Here is a 14,498-nt window from a genome sequence, read left to right on the forward strand (position 1 = left end):
ACATGGCCGCTATCGAAGACGCGGCGGTAGTTCGTTACACCGACGAGCGCGGCCTCGCCGGTGCGCTGGCCGGGGCGGACGCGCTTTTCGTCTACGACTTCCTTTCCGGGGCCGTCCCCGGCGCCTGGCCCGCCGCGGACCGGTTGCAGTGGCTGCACATCGCGAGCGCCGGCGTCGACCCGGTGCTGTTCCCGGGGCTGCGCGAGAGCGACGTCGTGCTCACGAACTCGCGCGGGGTGTTCGACGACGCCATCGCCGAGTACGTGCTCGGCGTCGTGCTGTCGTTCGCCAAGGACTTCGCGCGTTCGCTCGACCTGCAGCGCGCCGGGACGTGGAAGCACCGCGAGACCGAGCGGATCGCCGGGCGGGAGGTGCTGGTGGTCGGCACCGGACCGATCGGAAGGGCCATCGCGCGGATGCTGCGCGCGGCCGGGATGCGGGTGTCCGGGGCGGGGCGGCGGGCCCGGGTCGGGGATCCGGATTTCGGCGTCGTGCGCGAATCCGCCGGGCTGACGGGGTATCTGCCCGAGTTCGACTACGTCGTCGCGGTCGCGCCGCTCACCGACCAGACCAAGGGCATGTTCGACGCCGCCGCGTTCGCCGCGATGAAACCGTCCGCGCGCTTCGTCAACGTGGGCCGCGGCGAACTGGTGGTCACGTCCGACCTGATCGCGGCGCTGCAGGCGGGGGAGATCGCCGGCGCCGCGCTCGACGTCTTCGAAACCGAGCCGCTGCCCGCCGAAAGTCCACTGTGGACCATGCCGGACGTTCTGCTGTCGCCGCACATGTCGGGGGACTTCCTCGGCTGGCGGCGGACGCTGGTAGAGGTGTTCGCCGGGAACTTCCGGCGCTGGCTCGCCGGGGAACCGCTCTGGAACGTCGTGGACAAACGGCTCGGCTACGTGCCGTCCGAATCGCAGGGAGGCGCCGGATGGGCGACCGGGAATTGACCGCCAGCGAACTCGTCGCCGCCTACGCCACCGGCGAACTGTCGCCGGTCGAGGCGACCAAGAGCGCCCTGCAGAACATCGAGGACCGCGACGGCGAGGTCAACGCCTACTGCCTCGTCGACGCCGAGCGCGCGCTGGAGCAGGCGAAAGCGGCCGAGGCGCGCTGGCGCGACGGGAATCCGATCGGCGCGCTCGACGGCGTCCCGGCGTCGATCAAGGACATCTTCCTCACCCAGGGCTGGCCGACGCTGCGCGGTTCCACGAGCATCCCGGCCGACCAGCCGTGGGAGGTCGACAGCCCGGTGATGGCGCGGATGCGCGAGGCGGGCCTGGTCGTGCTGGGCAAGACCACCACGCCGGAGATCGCCTGGAAGGGCGTCACCGACAGCGCGCTCGCGGGCATCACGCGCAATCCGGTGAACCCGCGGATGACGGCGGGCGGGTCCAGCGGCGGCAGCGCGGCCGCGGTCGCGGCGGCGATGGGCGAATTGTCCGTCGGCACCGACGGCGGCGGTTCGATCCGGATTCCCGCGTCGTTCTGCGGAATCGTCGGCATGAAGCCGACGCACGGCCGGGTCCCGCTGTTCCCGGCGAGCCCGTTCGGCCCGCTCGCGCACGCCGGGCCGATGGCGCGTTGCGTGGACGACACGGCGTTGCTGCTGGACGTCCTCGCGCTGCCGGACCACCGCGATCCGACCGGGCTCGCGCCGCCGATCAGCGCGTACCGCGAGGCAGTGCGGCGCGACGTGCGCGGGCTCATCGCCGCGTACTCGCCGACGCTCGGTTTCGCCGACGTGGACCCGGAAGTCGCGGCGATCGTCCAGTCGGCGGTGCAGTCCCTCGCCGACGCCGGACTGCAGGTGGAGCAGGCCGACCCCGGATTCGCCGACCCGAAGGACGCCTTCGACGTGCTGTGGTCCGCGGGCGCGGCGAAGTCCCTCGAAGCGTTCCCGCCGGGCAGCGAGTCGCGGATCGACCCGGGTCTGCTCCGCGTGTGGGAACAGGGCCGCACCTACTCGGCGGGCGACTACCTCGACGCCACCGCGGAACGCGCCGCGCTCGGCATCCTGATGGGCGAGTTCCACACCCGCTACGACGTGCTGCTCACGCCGACCGTCCCGATCCCGCCGTTCGAGGCCGGCCACGACGTGCCGCCGGGCAGCGGGATGACCGAATGGCCGGAGTGGACGCCGTTCACGTATCCGTTCAACATGACGCAGCAGCCCGCGATCAGCGTCCCGGCCGGGCGCACCGAATCGGGTCTTCCGGTGGGTCTGCAGATCGTCGGTCCCCGGCATTCGGACGACCTGGTGCTGGCGGTGGCGAAGCTGCTCGAGGAGGTCCGGCCCTGGGCCGCGCCGTGACGCCCACTGGGGAGACTCTCGGCACGTTTCGCCGGTGACAAGCTGTGGCAGGCTGTCCCGCATGACCGAGTTCACCGCGCCCATCGACGACCGCTGGTTCGAGGACTACCCCGAGGGATCGGTGTACGAGTTCGGCGACACGACCGTCACCGAGGCGGAGATCATCGAGTTCGCCGAAAAGTACGACCCGCAGAGCTTCCACGTCGACCCGGTGGCGGCGAAGGAGGGCCCGTTCGGCGGGCTGATCGCGAGCGGCTGGCACACGTCGAGCCTGATGATGCGGATGTTCGCCGACCACTACCTGTCGTCGGTCGCGAGCCTCGGCAGCCCCGGCGTCGACGAACTGCGCTGGCCGCGTCCGGTGCGGCCGGGGGACCGGCTGCGGATGCGGGCGACCGTCACCGAGGCGCGGCTGTCGAAGTCGAAGCCCGACCGCGGCCTCGTGCGCACCAAGATGGAACTGTTCAACGGCGACGACGAACTGGTGTTCAGCGCGAGCGCGGTCAACTTCCTGTCGGTGCGACCGGTGCCGCCTGCCGGTTCGTGAGCTGCCGGATCTCCCGGCTGCACAGCGCGAGCCCGGTGGCGACGACGACCAGCACCCCGCACGTGACGAGCACCGTTTCGCGGCCGAAGTGCTGCACGAGGGGACCCGCCGCGATCTGCCCGAGCGGCATCGCGGCGATCGACCCCAGCATGTCGTAGGAATACACGCGGGCGAGCCGGTCCGGCGGGACGTGTTCCTGCAGCGAAACGTCCCAGGCGACGCTGAACTGCTCCATCGCCAGCCCGGCCACCAGCATCGCGATCAGCGCCGGGACGAGCGACGGCCACCAGCCGAGCGTGAGTGCCGGCAGCGCGTCCATCGTCACCAGAGCCACCCCGATGAACAAGGCGTGCCGCGGTTGCCAATGCGCGGCGACGAGCCCGCCGAGCAGCGCGCCCGCGGTCTGCATCGCCAGTGCCAGTCCCCACCCGGACCGCCCGAACGTCTCGTCCGCCACCACCGGCCCGATGACCGTGAGCGCGCCGAAACCGGCGGCGTTGACGACGGCGAACTGCGCCACCACCGCCCACACCCAGGTGCGGGACCGGAATTCGTGCCATCCGGCGATCAGATCGGCGATCGGCCTGCTGCCCGGCGCTCGTTCGGCGCGCGGCAGCCGGACCGCGTGGTAGGCGAGCGCGGCGGCGAAGAACAGCAGCGCGTTGACCGCCAGCGCCCAGCCGGATCCGACCGCCGCCACCGCGACCCCGGCGACTCCGGCCCCGGCGATGCGACCGCCGTTGACCAGCAGCCGCAGCAGCGCGTTCGACGGGGCCAGCAGGTCGCGCGGCACGGTCTGCGGGGTGATCGCCGCCGACGCGGGCAAGGACATCGCCGAGACCGCGCCGTTGACCACGCTCAGCGAGATCAGGAACGGGACCGAGGAGAATCCACAAAGGACACTCGCGGCGATCAGCGCCTGGCTGAGCCCGGCCGCGATCTCGGTGCCCTGGAGGATCACCGCGCGCGGCAGCCGGTCCGCGAGCACGCCGCCGAAAAGCAGGAGCAGCACGTTCGCGAGCGACCGCGCCCCGACGACCAGCCCGAGATCGACCGCCGACCCGGTGCGGTCGAGCACCGCGAACGCGAGCGCGACCGGAGCGACCGAATTGCCGAAGGTGCCGAGCGTCCGCCCGGCGGCGAGGGCACGGAAACTGCGGTGCCGCAACGGCTCCAGGAGGCTCACCGGCCGAGCCTCCCGCGGCTGTCAATCGAATAACCACGCCGTCTCCGGCGCCATCCAGTGCCCGGGCTACCCCCGCGTCGCGAACTCCAGTTCGGCGAGCGCGGTGTCCAGATGCGTCAGGATCCGCTGCAGATGCGGGACACTGCGCCGGCACCCGGTGACGCCGAAGTCGAGATTGTCCCCGTTGCTGGTCAGCGTGATGTTCAGGGCTTGCCCGTCGAGCAGCACCGAAGCGGGGTAGATGCCGTCGAGCGCCGCGCCGTTCCAGTACATCTGCTTGCGCGGGCCGGGCACGTTCGAGATGACCAGGTTGAACGGCGGCCGCGTGTTGCCGACGACTCCGGGGATCGGCGACGCGCCCAGCTGGGCCACGTTGATCCCGGACAGCAGCAGCGTCTGCAACGGCGACAGCTGCGAAAACAGCTTCTTGCCGTTCGACATCGACTCCGAGATCGCGGCCAGCCGCTGCGCCGGATCGGTCAGGTCGGTGGCGAGGTTGCACAGCAGTGCGCCGATGTTGTTGCCGGTCGCGTCGCCGGAGTCGCGGCGGCGCAGCGACACCGGGACCATCGCGACCAGCGGCGCGTCCGGCAGCGCGCTCTGTTCGATCAGGTAGTCGCGCAGCGCGCCGGCACACATCGCGAGCACCACGTCGTTGCGGGACACGCCCGCGGCCGTCGCGACCTCGCGCACCCGGTCGAGCGGCCAGGACTGCGCGGCGAACCGGCGCGCACCGCCGATCGGCACGTTCAGCATCGTCTTCGGCGCCTGCATCGGCAGCGTGAGCCGGTGCTCGCGGAACGCCTCGCGCGCCACCTTCGCCGCGGCCGGCGCGATGCCCGCGACCTGCTCGAACGTCTTGCCCACGAGGGCGAACGGCGACGCGGAGGCACGGCCGTTGCGGTTCGCGGCCGGCTTGTCGCGCGAACCCCACGGAGGCGGGCAGTCCAGGTCAGCGGGGTCGTCCGACAGCGTGCCCTGCAGATGCCGCAGCGCCGAAACGCCGTCCATCAGCGCGTGGTGGATCTTGGAGTACACCGCGAACCGGCCGTCGCGCAGTCCTTCGATGAGGTGCGTTTCCCACAGCGGCCGGTGTCGGTCGAGCAGCGTGCTGTGCCAGCGCGAGGTGAGTTCGAGCAGTTCGCGGATCCGGCCCGGCTGCGGCAGCGCGGAGTGCCGGAAGTGGTAGTCGAGTTCCAGATCGGTGTCGCGCGACCAGCGCACGTGCCCGACGGTGTTCACCGGACGGCTCGGCCGCATCCGGAACACGCCGCGCATGTTGTCCGATTCGAGCAGGGAGCGGCGGAGGTCGCGCAGATAGTCGTCGCCCGCGCCGTCGGGTTTGCGGAACAGCTGGAGCCCGCCTACGTGCATCGGGTGCTCGCGGGTCTCGACCATCAGGAACATCGAGTCGGTCACCGGCATCAACGGCATTCGGCCACCCCTTTCCGCTGCCGCGGGGACCTCGGCGTCCCCGGCACCCGGAGTGTACGCACGAAAAAGGCGGCGCCTCAGATCTCGCGGCCGGACGGGGGACAGCGGGGCCGCGCGGCGATGACAACCCCTGTCCGGTGACGTTGTCTGCAGCTGCTTACGCGAGGCGGATACCATCGCTGGCGTGGCAGGACGGACTGGAGCTCAGCAGCTGGGGGACGCGCTCACGGCTCTCGGGACCGAGGTGGTGTTCGGCCTGCCGGGAGTCCACAACCTGCCGCTGTGGGAGGCGTTGGCGGACACCGGGATCCGGCTCGTCAACGTCCGGCACGAACAGACCGCGGGGTACGCCGCCGACGGTTATGCGCGCAGGACGGGAAAACTCGGCGTCGCGCTCGTGACCACCGGACCCGGCGCGGCGAACACGCTCGGCGCGGTCGGCGAAGCGATGGCGTCCGCGGCTCCGGTGCTGGTGATCGCCACGGACATTCCGTCGACGCTGCGCCGTCCGGGTGTCGTGCGCGGAGTGCTGCACGAAACCTCCGATCAGCAGGCGATGTTCGCCCCGGTGACGAAAGCCGGTTTCACGGTGCACCGCGCGGACCAGATCGCCGCGACGTTGCACCGCGCCGCCCGGCTCGCGCTGATGCCGCAAAGCGGTCCGGTGTATTTGGGCATTCCGACCGATTTCCTCCGCGAGACCACGCCGCCGCGCGAACCGCCCGCGCCGCCCGCCGAGCGCGTGCTCGACCTGCCGGATCTGCCGCGCGCGGCGGAGCTGCTGGCGTCCGCGCGCCGTCCGCTGATCTGGGCGGGCGGCGGCGCGTTGCGCTCCGAAGCGGGCGAAGCGATCGGGCATCTCGCTGAACGGCTGGCCGCGCCGGTGGTCACCACCTTCGGCGCGCGCGGCCTGCTTCCGCCCGAACATCCTTGCCTGGCCCCGAATCCGGTGCACGCGCCGGAGGTCGGCCAGCTGTGGGACGAGGCCGACGTGGTGCTCGCGATCGGCACCGATTTCGACGGCCTGATGACGCAGAACTGGCAGATGCCCGCGCCGCCGAAGCTGATCGCGATCAACGTCGACGCGGGCGACGCGGCGAAGAACTACCGTCCGGACGTCACCCTGGTCGGCGACGCCCGCCGCGTCGTCGAATCCCTGCATCCGGATACGCGGCCCGGCCTGGACGAACTGACCGCGCGGCTGGCCGGGATCGGTCGCCGGGTGCGCAGGCGCATCCGCGACGAGGAACCGCAGGCCGCCGATTTTCTGTCCACTTTGGAGGAAGTGCTCCCGGCGGACGGGACGATCGTCACGGACATGTGCGTCGCCGGATACTGGATCGGCGGCTTCCACCGGGTCCGCGCGCCGCGGCGGCTGGCGTACCCGATGGGCTGGGGCACGCTCGGCTACGGCTTCCCGGCGTCGCTCGGCGCGGGCGCGGCGGCCGAGGCGGCGGGCGGCGGGCGCGTCCTGTGCGTCACCGGCGACGGCGGTTTCCTTTACGCGGTAGGGGATTTGGCGACGCTCGCCGAGGAACAGCTGCCGGTGACGGTCGTGGTCGTCGACGACGGGGGTTACGGCATGCTGCGCTTCGACCAGGACCAGGAAGGACTGCCGCACCGCGGGGTCGACTGGGACAGCCCGGATTTCGTCGGACTGGCCCGTTCGTTCGGCGTGCACGCGGACCGGGTGTCCGGCTTCGGCCGCGCGTTCCGCCGTCTGCTGAGCGAATTCGTCGAATCGGACGAGCCGAACGTGCTGGTGGTGCGCGCGAAACTGAAGCCGCCGCTGAACACTTCGCCGCGCTGGTACCGCAAACCGCGCGGCTGAGCTATCCGCCGTCCCGCAGGGAACTGGCCATGCTCCGCAGGATCCGGAACGCGTCCGCCTGCTCGGCCTCGGTCAGCCCGGACAGCATCCTGACCTCGACAGCCCGGACCGCGGCGCTCGCCTTCTCCAGGCTCCGCCGTCCGCGCGGCGTGAGCCGGGCGGGAAGGGCCTTCCCGACGGGCGCTTCCGCGGGCCTGGTCACGTAACCGTCCCGCTCCAGGGCCTGGAGCAGCACGTTCATCGACTGCCGGGTCACGAACGTGCCGCGCGCGAGTTCGGAATTCGACAGGCCCGGCCGCTGCGCCAGCAGTTCGAGACAGGAGTAGTGCGTCACCGTCATCCCGAGCGGACGCAGCACCTCCTCCATGGCCGCCCGCAACGCGCTCGACGTCTCTTTCAGCAGGTAGCCCAGCGACTTGTCCAGGTCGACCCCAGCGCCGTCTTGACTCATGTCAGGATTCTGACATACAGTGGCTCGTGTCAGGAACCTGACACGAAGAAAAGGAGCAGCACCGTGCCCGCCATCGGCCCCGATTTCCTCTCCCTCCAGGCGCGTGACCTGGACGCTTCCCAGGCGTTCTACGAGCGCTACCTCGGCCTCGTCCGCTCGCCGGCCGGACCGCCGCACGCCGTCGTCTTCGAGACGAAGCCGATCGCGTTCGCTCTCCGCGAGGTCGTTCCCGGCACTGACCTCGCCTCCGTCGCGCAGCCCGGCATCGGCGCCGCGATCTGGCTGCTCGCCACCGACGTCCAGGCCATTCACGACGCGCTCGTCGCCGACGGGCACCCCATCGTCTCCGCGCCGATCGACGGTCCCTTCGGCCGCACGTTCACCTTCGCCGACCCCGACGGCTACCACGTCACCCTCCACGACCGTGGCTGAGGCGAGCACCCTCGTTTTCGGGGCTACCGGAGCACTCGGCCAGCACGTCTTGGACGCGCTGGTCGAGCGGGGCAAGAGTCCCGAGACGATCACCGCGGCCGGACGCAACCCGGCTCGTCTCGCGGAACTCGCGTCCGCCGGGTTCCGTGCCGCGTCCGTCGACCTGTCGGATGAGGCTGGCGTCGCGGACCTGGTCGCGCGGCATTCGGACCTCGTGCTGATCTCGGGCCGCGACGAGAATCGCCTCGCGCAGCACGAGTCGGTCATCGAAGCCGCGAAGAACGTCCGGCATCTCTACTACACCAGCGGAGTCCGAGCCGACGACGACCGGTTCGGAATCAACGCGGACCACCGAGCGACCGAGAAGACCCTTGTCGAGTCCGGCGTGCCGTACACGATCCTGCGGAACACTTGGTACATCGAGAACTACGTCCAGTCGCTGGCCGGCCCCCGCTTCACCGGCGTTCTCGCCGCGGCGACCGGTGACGCTGTTGTCGCGGCGGCCAGCCGGAAGGATCTGGCCGAGGCGTTGGCCGTCGTGGTCACCACCGAAGGGCACGACAACGTCACGTACAACCTTTCCGGCGACACGGATTTCACCTACGCCGACATTGCCGAAGCGATGTCGGTGGTGCTGGAGCGGGACGTCGCTTATCAGCCGGTCACTCCCGGGGAATTGCGGGCGCTGCTCCGCAAAACGGGGATGGCCGACGAGATGGCCGATTTCCTGGTCAGTCTGGACGAAACCATTGCTGCCGGGGTTTTCGCGCGGGTCGGCGACGATCTTTCCCGGCTTCTCGGCAGGCCGACGACCGGTCTGGTCGAAGGGCTGACCGCGAAGTGAACGCCTTTGCCCAGCGCTTCTGGATCAACACCGTCAGCCTTGACCACGTGGAAGCCGCCATCGAGGGCGGCTTCACCCAGGCGGATCACGGTGCGGGCAAACGCCTTCGCCAGCCGCGTCCCGGCGACGAGATGATTTTCTACTCGCCGCGCACGAGCTTGCAGGGCGGCTCGCCGGTCCGGCAGTTCACCGCGTGGGCCACCATCACCGGCGAAAAGCCCTACCAGGCCTACGTCAGCGACGACTTCCGGCCGTGGCGGCTCGCGGCTTCCTTCCACGCTTGCGCGCGGGTGGACGCGAAGCCGCTGGTCGGCCAGTTGTCGTTTGTCACCGACCCCGCGCATTGGGGCCTGCCGTTTCGCCGCGGTCTGTTTCCCGTGCCGCAGCAGGATTTCGCGACGATCCTCGCGCGGATGACCGCGTGAAGTCAGCTATGGTGCGCGTCCGCGTCCCAGCTGAGGAACGCGTCCAGCGTCGCTGACCGGTGCGCCCGCGCGCAGTGCTCGATCCATTCGGCCCCGGAACCGGAGCGGATCAGGTCCAGCAGCTGGTCGTGTTCGGCGACGGAGGCGAGCGCGCGGGCGGGCACGAACGAGAAGGTCGAATCGCGGATCGTGGCGAGCTGGGCCCAGCCCTTCTTGACCAGGTCGACCAGGCTCGGATTGGGGCAGCGGGTGTAGAGCACCTCGTGGAACTCGTGGTTGAGCCGGGTGAACTCGACCGGTTCGAGCTGGCCGAGGCCGGCGCGCATCCGGTCGTTGAGCTCGCGCGCCTCGGCGAGGTCGTCAGCCGTCAGATGGGGCGCGGCGAGCGCGGTCGCCGCGCTTTCCACGATCGCGAGCATCTGCATCGTGTGCTCGTAGCCGACCGGATCGATCGCCGCGACGGTCGCGCCGACGTTGCGTTCGAAGTGCACGAGACCCTCGGCCTGCAGCAGCCGGACCGCTTCCCGCACCGGGACCGTGCTCACGTCGAATTCCTTGGCCAGCGAACCCAGGACGAGCCGGTGCCCGGCCGGGTATTCGCCCGCGGTGATCCGGGACTTCAGCACTTGATACGTGTGCTGGCTCTTGCTCAGCCCCGCCTGCTCGTGCGTGGTGGACATCCCTGTCGCCTCCCCTTCGCCACCCGCCGCGGCGGGGTGTCCAGGCAACCGTAACCGGTCCGTTCGCTCTGCTAAATAATATACCATCTGCCCGCTGTGGCCACTGGCTGGAATCGGCGGGCACGCTGCCAGTTTCGACCACTGTAGACAAAAGGCCTGCTCAGTTACCTGATTGAAGCTTGTCGGGGTGGCGGCTGATTATATACGATCTGGCACGGCCTGAAGCACTGTCAGCAGGGGAGGCGCGATGCCGCGCACGTCCGGGATCAGCAGAGAGCACCGCCGCGTCGTCCTGGCGGCGATGGTCGGCACGACTATCGAATGGTTCGACTTCTTCATCTACGCGATCTGCGCCGGATTGGTGTTCGCGACGCAGTATTTCGCGGTCCTCGGCAAGGACGCGCTGATCGTGTCGTTCGCGACGGTCGGCATCAGCTTCTTCTTCCGCCCGATCGGGGCGGTGATCGCCGGACACCTCGGTGACCGGCTCGGCAGGCGCGCGATGCTGATCCTCACCCTGCTGCTGATGGGGATCTCGACGGTGCTGATCGGCCTGGTGCCGAACACCGCGTCGATCGGGGTGTGGGCGCCGATCATCCTGGTGCTGCTGCGCATCGTGCAGGGGCTCTCGGCCGGCGGCGAATGGGGCGGGGCGGCTTTGCTCGCGGTCGAGCACGCGCCTGCCGAGCGGCGCGGGCTGTACGGCGCGTTCCCGCAGATCGGCGTGCCGATCGGGCTGCTGCTGGCCAACGGCGTCCTCGCGCTGGTCACCGCGCTGACCTCGCCGGAGCAGTTCCTGGCGTGGGGCTGGCGGATCCCGTTCCTGCTGAGCGTGGTGCTGATCGTCGCCGGACTGATGATCCGGTCGCGGGTCGCGGAAAGCCCGGTGTTCGAGGAGGTCCGCGAGAAGAAGGCGCGCTCGAGCATGCCGCTGGTGCAGTTGTTCCGGCACCACTGGAAGCTGGTCGTCGCGGGCGCGCTGCTGTTCGCGGCCAACAACGCCGTCGGGTACATGACCACCGGCGGATACGTGCAGTCGTACGCGACGAAGACCCTGCACCTCGGCCGGTCGACCGTGCTGATCGCGGTGATGCTGTCCGCGGTCGCCTGGCTGGTGAGCACGCTCGTCGGCGGCTGGCTCGCGGACCGGATCGGCCGCGTCCGCACTTACCGGATCGGGTTCGTCATCCAGCTGGCGTGGATGTTCCCGTTCTTCGCGCTGATCAACACGGCCAACGTCGGACTGCTCCTGGTGGCGCTGTTCCTGTTCTCGGTCGGGCTCGGGTTCACCTACGGCCCGCAGTCGGCGCTGTACGCGGAGATGTACCCGACGACAGTCCGCTACAGCGGCGCGGCGATCTCGTACGCGATCGGCGCGGTGCTCGGCGGGGCGTTCGCGCCGACCATCGCCGAAAGCCTGCAGACCAGCACCGGCACGGTCTACGCGGTCGGCGGCTACCTCGCCGTGATGACTCTGATCGGCCTGGTCACCAGCTTCTTCGTCAAGGACCGGAAGGGCGCGTCGCTGAGTTCCGCGCCTTCGAGCGCACAGGCAACCACCGTCGAAAACGTCTGAGCGGGGGCGCGCGATGCGGACCCAGACCCGAAGCGACTACTGCGCGTGGCTCGACGCGGCCGCCCGGGAAGCGCACGACGCGATCAACCGGATCCACGTCGAGGCTTACGCCGATCTGGTCCGCGCCGCCGAGTTGTACAAGGGCGAGCTGGCCTGCCGCCGTCCGGCGCGGCGGCAGGCGCCTGGTCTGCCCGGCCGGGGTCAGCGCCATCGGAGCCATCGGGCCCACGGGCTGCGGGGTTCCGCGATGGCGCGCGTCGAGGGGTCGCGGTTCGCCGATCCCCGGCCGGGCGGGTAGAAAGGGCGGCGGCGGCCGGTCGCCGCTCCCCGCGGCGCCGGCCGGTTGAGCCGACCCCGAGGAGGAGCAATGCCGGACCAGCAGCCGAACCCGCTGTGGCACCCGTTCGCGGACATGGGCGCGGTCGACGGAAACCGGTTCGTGGTGACCCGCGGCGAGGGGTCCTATGTCTGGGACGACGCGGGCCGCCGTTACTTCGACGCCTCCGCGTCGCTGTGGTACTCGAACCTCGGGCACGGCCGCCCCGAGATCACCCGCGCGGTGACCGAGCAGCTGGAGAAGCTCGACGCGTACAACCTGTTCGGCGGCGTCGCGAACGAACCGGCACTGAAGCTGGCTTCGCGGCTGTCCGAGCTGGCTCCGGTGCCGGGGTCGAAGGTGTTCCTCGGCTCGGGCGGCGGCGACATGGTGGACACCGCGGTGAAGATCGCGCGGTCCTACTTCGTCCACACCGGACGCCCGGAGAAAACCCACATCATCAGCCGGACCCAGGGCTACCACGGCACGCACGGATTCGGCACCGCCGCGGCCGGGATTCCGGCGAACGCGGAGGGCTGGGGTCCGCCCGCCGCGGATTTCTCGCAGGTGCCGTATGACAACGCGGCGGCGCTGGAGCAGGAGATCCTCCGTGTGGGGCCGGAACGGGTGGCCGCGTTCTTCTGCGAACCGGTCATCGGCGCGGGCGGCGTGCTGCTTCCGCCGGACGGCTACATCGAGGAAGTGGCGGCGATCTGCCGCAAGCACGAGGTGCTGTTCGTCGCGGACTGCGTGATCTGCGCGTGGGGCAGGCTCGGCACCTGGTACGGCATCGACCGCTGGTCGGTGCAGCCGGACCTGGTGACCACGGCGAAGGGCGTGACGAGCGGGACGATCCCGCTCGGCGTGCTGCTGGTCGCGCCGCACGTGGCGGAGCCGTTCTTCACCGGCCGTCCGGGCGCGCCGATCCTGCGCCACGGCGCGACGTACGCCGGGCACCCCGTCGCCTGCGCCGCGGCGAACGCGACGCTGGACATCTACGAGCGCGACGACATCATCCCGCGCGGCAAGGCACTGGAGAAGCCGCTCGCGGACGCGCTGTCCGGCGCGGTCGGGCACCCGGCGGTGGCGGAGGTCCGGGCCGGGCTGGGATTCCTGGCCGCGGTGGAACTCGCGCCGGACCTGCTGGCCGCGGACCCGGGCGCGCCCGGCAGGCTGCACAAGTTCCTGCTCGAGGAGGGCGTGATCGTGCGCTCGCTCGGCAAGGGGATGGCGGTGTCGCCGCCGCTGGTCGCCGAAGAGGCGGAACTGGACCTGCTGGCCACGGCCGTCCCGCGGGCCTTGGACCGGTTGCTGAAGAACTGACACTCTTACGACACTGCGGCGGCACCGGGTTTTCCGGTGCCGCCGCAGTTGTCTGTCCACAAAGGACTACTTACAGGAGAGCGTTCCGGTGCGCAGGGCGTGGTTGTCGTCGTTGCCGTCGTCGGACCACACGACCTGCTTGCTTCCGTTCGCGCAGGTCGGCGAGATGGCGAAGCCCTCGTTGTTGTAGTTCGACATCCCGGACGGGCGGTCGTACTGCGCGGTGGCCGCGAACGCGCCCTTGGAGTTGACGTCGAGCGTGCTGGTGCGGCCCTTGCAGGTGTTGTCGCATTCGGCCCACAGGTGGCCGGTCGACGGTTCGTACTCGAGATCCATGATCGCCGGGAACCCGCTGTCGATGGTGGCGACGCGCGTGTACTTGCCCCCGGACTGGTCGAGCGCGTACGCGTAGACCTTCCCGTTGTCCTCGAGCCCGACGAAGTACAGGCCGGTCCCGTGGTTCGGATAGCTCGCCGGGTTATAGGCGGCTTTCGTGTGCTCGTCCCGGAATTTGTGCGCGGTGAGCGCCGAGTCCGGGACCCAGGAGATGGCCTCGAGCCCCTTGTTGGGCTCGACCGACGGCAGGTCGGAGGTGAGGTCCCACTCCCCGGTCGCGTTGAGCGACTTGCCCGATCCCGAGGTCGCGTACCGAAGCACGGCGGGCTTGCTCGTGTCGCCGTCGTCGTTGTCGCGCTCGGTGGCGGTGAAGACGCCGTCCGGGGTGAAGACGACCCCTTCGGCGTCCGGGTCGCCGCTGCCGTCGGAGTAGTGCATGGACTTGCCCTCGGACCAGCCGTTGGCGGTGTCGGGCCGCCACTTGGCGCCGTCCTGGACGAGCCGGTACAGGGTGCTGGGGCCGTTCTTCACCGCCCACAACACGGTGGGCGATTCGTACGACACGCCGCTGAGGTTGCTGCCGAAAACCCCGGAGTCGTCGGCGATGGCCACCTTCGACCCGCCAGGCCACGCCGTAGCCTTCGGGGCAGCCGCCGGCGCCGCGTGAGCCGCGCCGGCCCCGACCGCGAGCGCGAGGACCGCCAACGCGACGGTGCCCCGGATTTTTCCACGCCGACTGTTTCCACGCAGATGTGTTCCACGCTGGTGCGCAAGCAAGGAGCCGCTCCTTCTGTCCGTCGGGC

Annotated in this window: 15 protein-coding genes; 10 read left to right on the top strand and 5 right to left on the bottom strand. The window is 70.3% G+C overall.

What is annotated here, in order from left to right; all coding sequences use genetic code 11:
- The first annotated feature begins 2 nt into the window (after positions 1–2).
- From WA670_RS09270 to WA670_RS09280, 3 genes are all read left to right on the top strand, one after another.
- A complete protein-coding gene (locus WA670_RS09270; protein WP_439098588.1) occupies positions 3–950 on the top strand; it encodes a D-2-hydroxyacid dehydrogenase in 948 nt (315 codons plus the stop codon).
- Positions 932–2,314: an amidase gene (locus WA670_RS09275; protein ID WP_037817092.1), complete on the top strand. Its 1,383-nt coding sequence runs from the start codon at positions 932–934 to the stop codon at positions 2,312–2,314. Before WA670_RS09270 ends, WA670_RS09275 begins: the two co-directional genes overlap by 19 nt.
- Before the next feature lie 61 nt (positions 2,315–2,375).
- Entirely contained in the window at positions 2,376–2,861 is a 486-nt protein-coding gene (locus tag WA670_RS09280; protein WP_037817090.1) for a MaoC family dehydratase, read from the top strand.
- Here the strand turns inward: WA670_RS09280 and WA670_RS09285 are convergent.
- Both WA670_RS09285 and WA670_RS09290 read right to left on the bottom strand, forming a co-directional pair.
- A complete protein-coding gene (locus WA670_RS09285) occupies positions 2,818–4,047 on the bottom strand; it encodes an MFS transporter (protein WP_037817088.1) in 1,230 nt (409 codons plus the stop codon). The genes WA670_RS09280 and WA670_RS09285 overlap by 44 nt on opposite strands.
- A gap of 66 nt (positions 4,048–4,113) precedes the next feature.
- Entirely contained in the window at positions 4,114–5,481 is a 1,368-nt protein-coding gene (locus WA670_RS09290) for a WS/DGAT/MGAT family O-acyltransferase (protein WP_037817087.1), read from the bottom strand.
- 184 nt (positions 5,482–5,665) lie between these two features.
- Here WA670_RS09290 and WA670_RS09295 point away from each other — a divergent pair, with 184 nt between their 5' ends.
- Positions 5,666–7,312, top strand: a complete 1,647-nt coding sequence (locus tag WA670_RS09295; RefSeq protein ID WP_275293377.1) for a thiamine pyrophosphate-binding protein — start codon at positions 5,666–5,668, stop codon at positions 7,310–7,312.
- Position 7,313: 1 nt separating this feature from the next.
- On the opposite strand, the gene WA670_RS09300 is transcribed toward WA670_RS09295, so the two are convergent.
- Positions 7,314–7,763, bottom strand: a complete 450-nt coding sequence (locus tag WA670_RS09300; protein ID WP_037817085.1) for a MarR family winged helix-turn-helix transcriptional regulator — start codon at positions 7,761–7,763, stop codon at positions 7,314–7,316.
- Between the two features lie 63 nt (positions 7,764–7,826).
- On the opposite strand from WA670_RS09300, the gene WA670_RS09305 reads away from it, so the two are divergent.
- From WA670_RS09305 to WA670_RS09315, 3 genes are read left to right on the top strand one after another with little or no spacing between them, the layout of a single operon-like run.
- Positions 7,827–8,195 carry a VOC family protein gene (locus WA670_RS09305; protein WP_275293376.1) on the top strand — a complete coding sequence of 123 codons (369 nt, stop codon included), beginning with the start codon at positions 7,827–7,829 and terminating at the stop codon, positions 8,193–8,195.
- Complete coding sequence (locus tag WA670_RS09310; RefSeq protein WP_336157513.1) at positions 8,188–9,039, top strand: NAD(P)H-binding protein; 852 nt, start codon at positions 8,188–8,190, stop codon at positions 9,037–9,039. Before WA670_RS09305 ends, WA670_RS09310 begins: the two co-directional genes overlap by 8 nt.
- Positions 9,036–9,464: an EVE domain-containing protein gene (locus WA670_RS09315; protein ID WP_336157514.1), complete on the top strand. Its 429-nt coding sequence runs from the start codon at positions 9,036–9,038 to the stop codon at positions 9,462–9,464. The genes WA670_RS09310 and WA670_RS09315 overlap by 4 nt, the downstream gene beginning before the upstream one ends.
- A 2-nt stretch (positions 9,465–9,466) precedes the next feature.
- Here WA670_RS09315 and WA670_RS09320 read toward each other — a convergent pair whose 3' ends face one another.
- Positions 9,467–10,144 carry a GntR family transcriptional regulator gene (locus tag WA670_RS09320; protein ID WP_336157515.1) on the bottom strand — a complete coding sequence of 226 codons (678 nt, stop codon included), beginning with the start codon at positions 10,142–10,144 and terminating at the stop codon, positions 9,467–9,469.
- 247 nt (positions 10,145–10,391) lie between these two features.
- On the opposite strand from WA670_RS09320, the gene WA670_RS09325 reads away from it, so the two are divergent.
- The 3 genes from WA670_RS09325 (at position 10,392) to WA670_RS09335 (ending at position 13,359) form a co-directional block, all read left to right on the top strand.
- Positions 10,392–11,720, top strand: coding sequence for an MFS transporter (locus WA670_RS09325; RefSeq protein WP_275293372.1), 1,329 nt, complete (start codon positions 10,392–10,394; stop codon positions 11,718–11,720).
- 13 nt (positions 11,721–11,733) lie between these two features.
- Positions 11,734–12,018, top strand: a complete 285-nt coding sequence (locus WA670_RS09330) for a hypothetical protein (RefSeq protein ID WP_037817077.1) — start codon at positions 11,734–11,736, stop codon at positions 12,016–12,018.
- A gap of 69 nt (positions 12,019–12,087) precedes the next feature.
- Entirely contained in the window at positions 12,088–13,359 is a 1,272-nt protein-coding gene (locus tag WA670_RS09335; RefSeq protein WP_336157516.1) for an aminotransferase family protein, read from the top strand.
- Between the two features lie 66 nt (positions 13,360–13,425).
- On the opposite strand, the gene WA670_RS09340 is transcribed toward WA670_RS09335, so the two are convergent.
- Positions 13,426–14,307 (bottom strand): hypothetical protein, encoded by an 882-nt coding sequence (locus tag WA670_RS09340; protein ID WP_336157517.1) that lies wholly within the window; start codon positions 14,305–14,307, stop codon positions 13,426–13,428.
- Positions 14,308–14,498 lie beyond the last annotated feature (191 nt).

It is taken from the genome of Amycolatopsis sp. VC5-11 (assembly GCF_037034185.1).
Taxonomy (GTDB): Bacteria; Actinomycetota; Actinomycetes; order Mycobacteriales; family Pseudonocardiaceae; genus Amycolatopsis; species Amycolatopsis nivea.

Excerpts from the sequence above, each read along its gene's own strand:
- WA670_RS09270 (WP_439098588.1), top strand. The coding sequence starts at position 3 with ATGGCCGCTATCGAAGACGCGGCGGTAGTTCGTTACACCGACGAGCGC.
- WA670_RS09275 (WP_037817092.1), top strand. The coding sequence starts at position 932 with ATGGGCGACCGGGAATTGACCGCCAGCGAACTCGTCGCCGCCTACGCC.
- WA670_RS09280 (WP_037817090.1), top strand. The coding sequence starts at position 2,376 with ATGACCGAGTTCACCGCGCCCATCGACGACCGCTGGTTCGAGGACTAC.
- WA670_RS09290 (WP_037817087.1), bottom strand. The coding sequence starts at position 5,481 with ATGCCGTTGATGCCGGTGACCGACTCGATGTTCCTGATGGTCGAGACC.
- WA670_RS09300 (WP_037817085.1), bottom strand. The coding sequence starts at position 7,763 with ATGAGTCAAGACGGCGCTGGGGTCGACCTGGACAAGTCGCTGGGCTAC.
- WA670_RS09320 (WP_336157515.1), bottom strand. The coding sequence starts at position 10,144 with ATGTCCACCACGCACGAGCAGGCGGGGCTGAGCAAGAGCCAGCACACG.
- WA670_RS09325 (WP_275293372.1), top strand. The coding sequence starts at position 10,392 with ATGCCGCGCACGTCCGGGATCAGCAGAGAGCACCGCCGCGTCGTCCTG.
- WA670_RS09330 (WP_037817077.1), top strand. The coding sequence starts at position 11,734 with ATGCGGACCCAGACCCGAAGCGACTACTGCGCGTGGCTCGACGCGGCC.
- WA670_RS09335 (WP_336157516.1), top strand. The coding sequence starts at position 12,088 with ATGCCGGACCAGCAGCCGAACCCGCTGTGGCACCCGTTCGCGGACATG.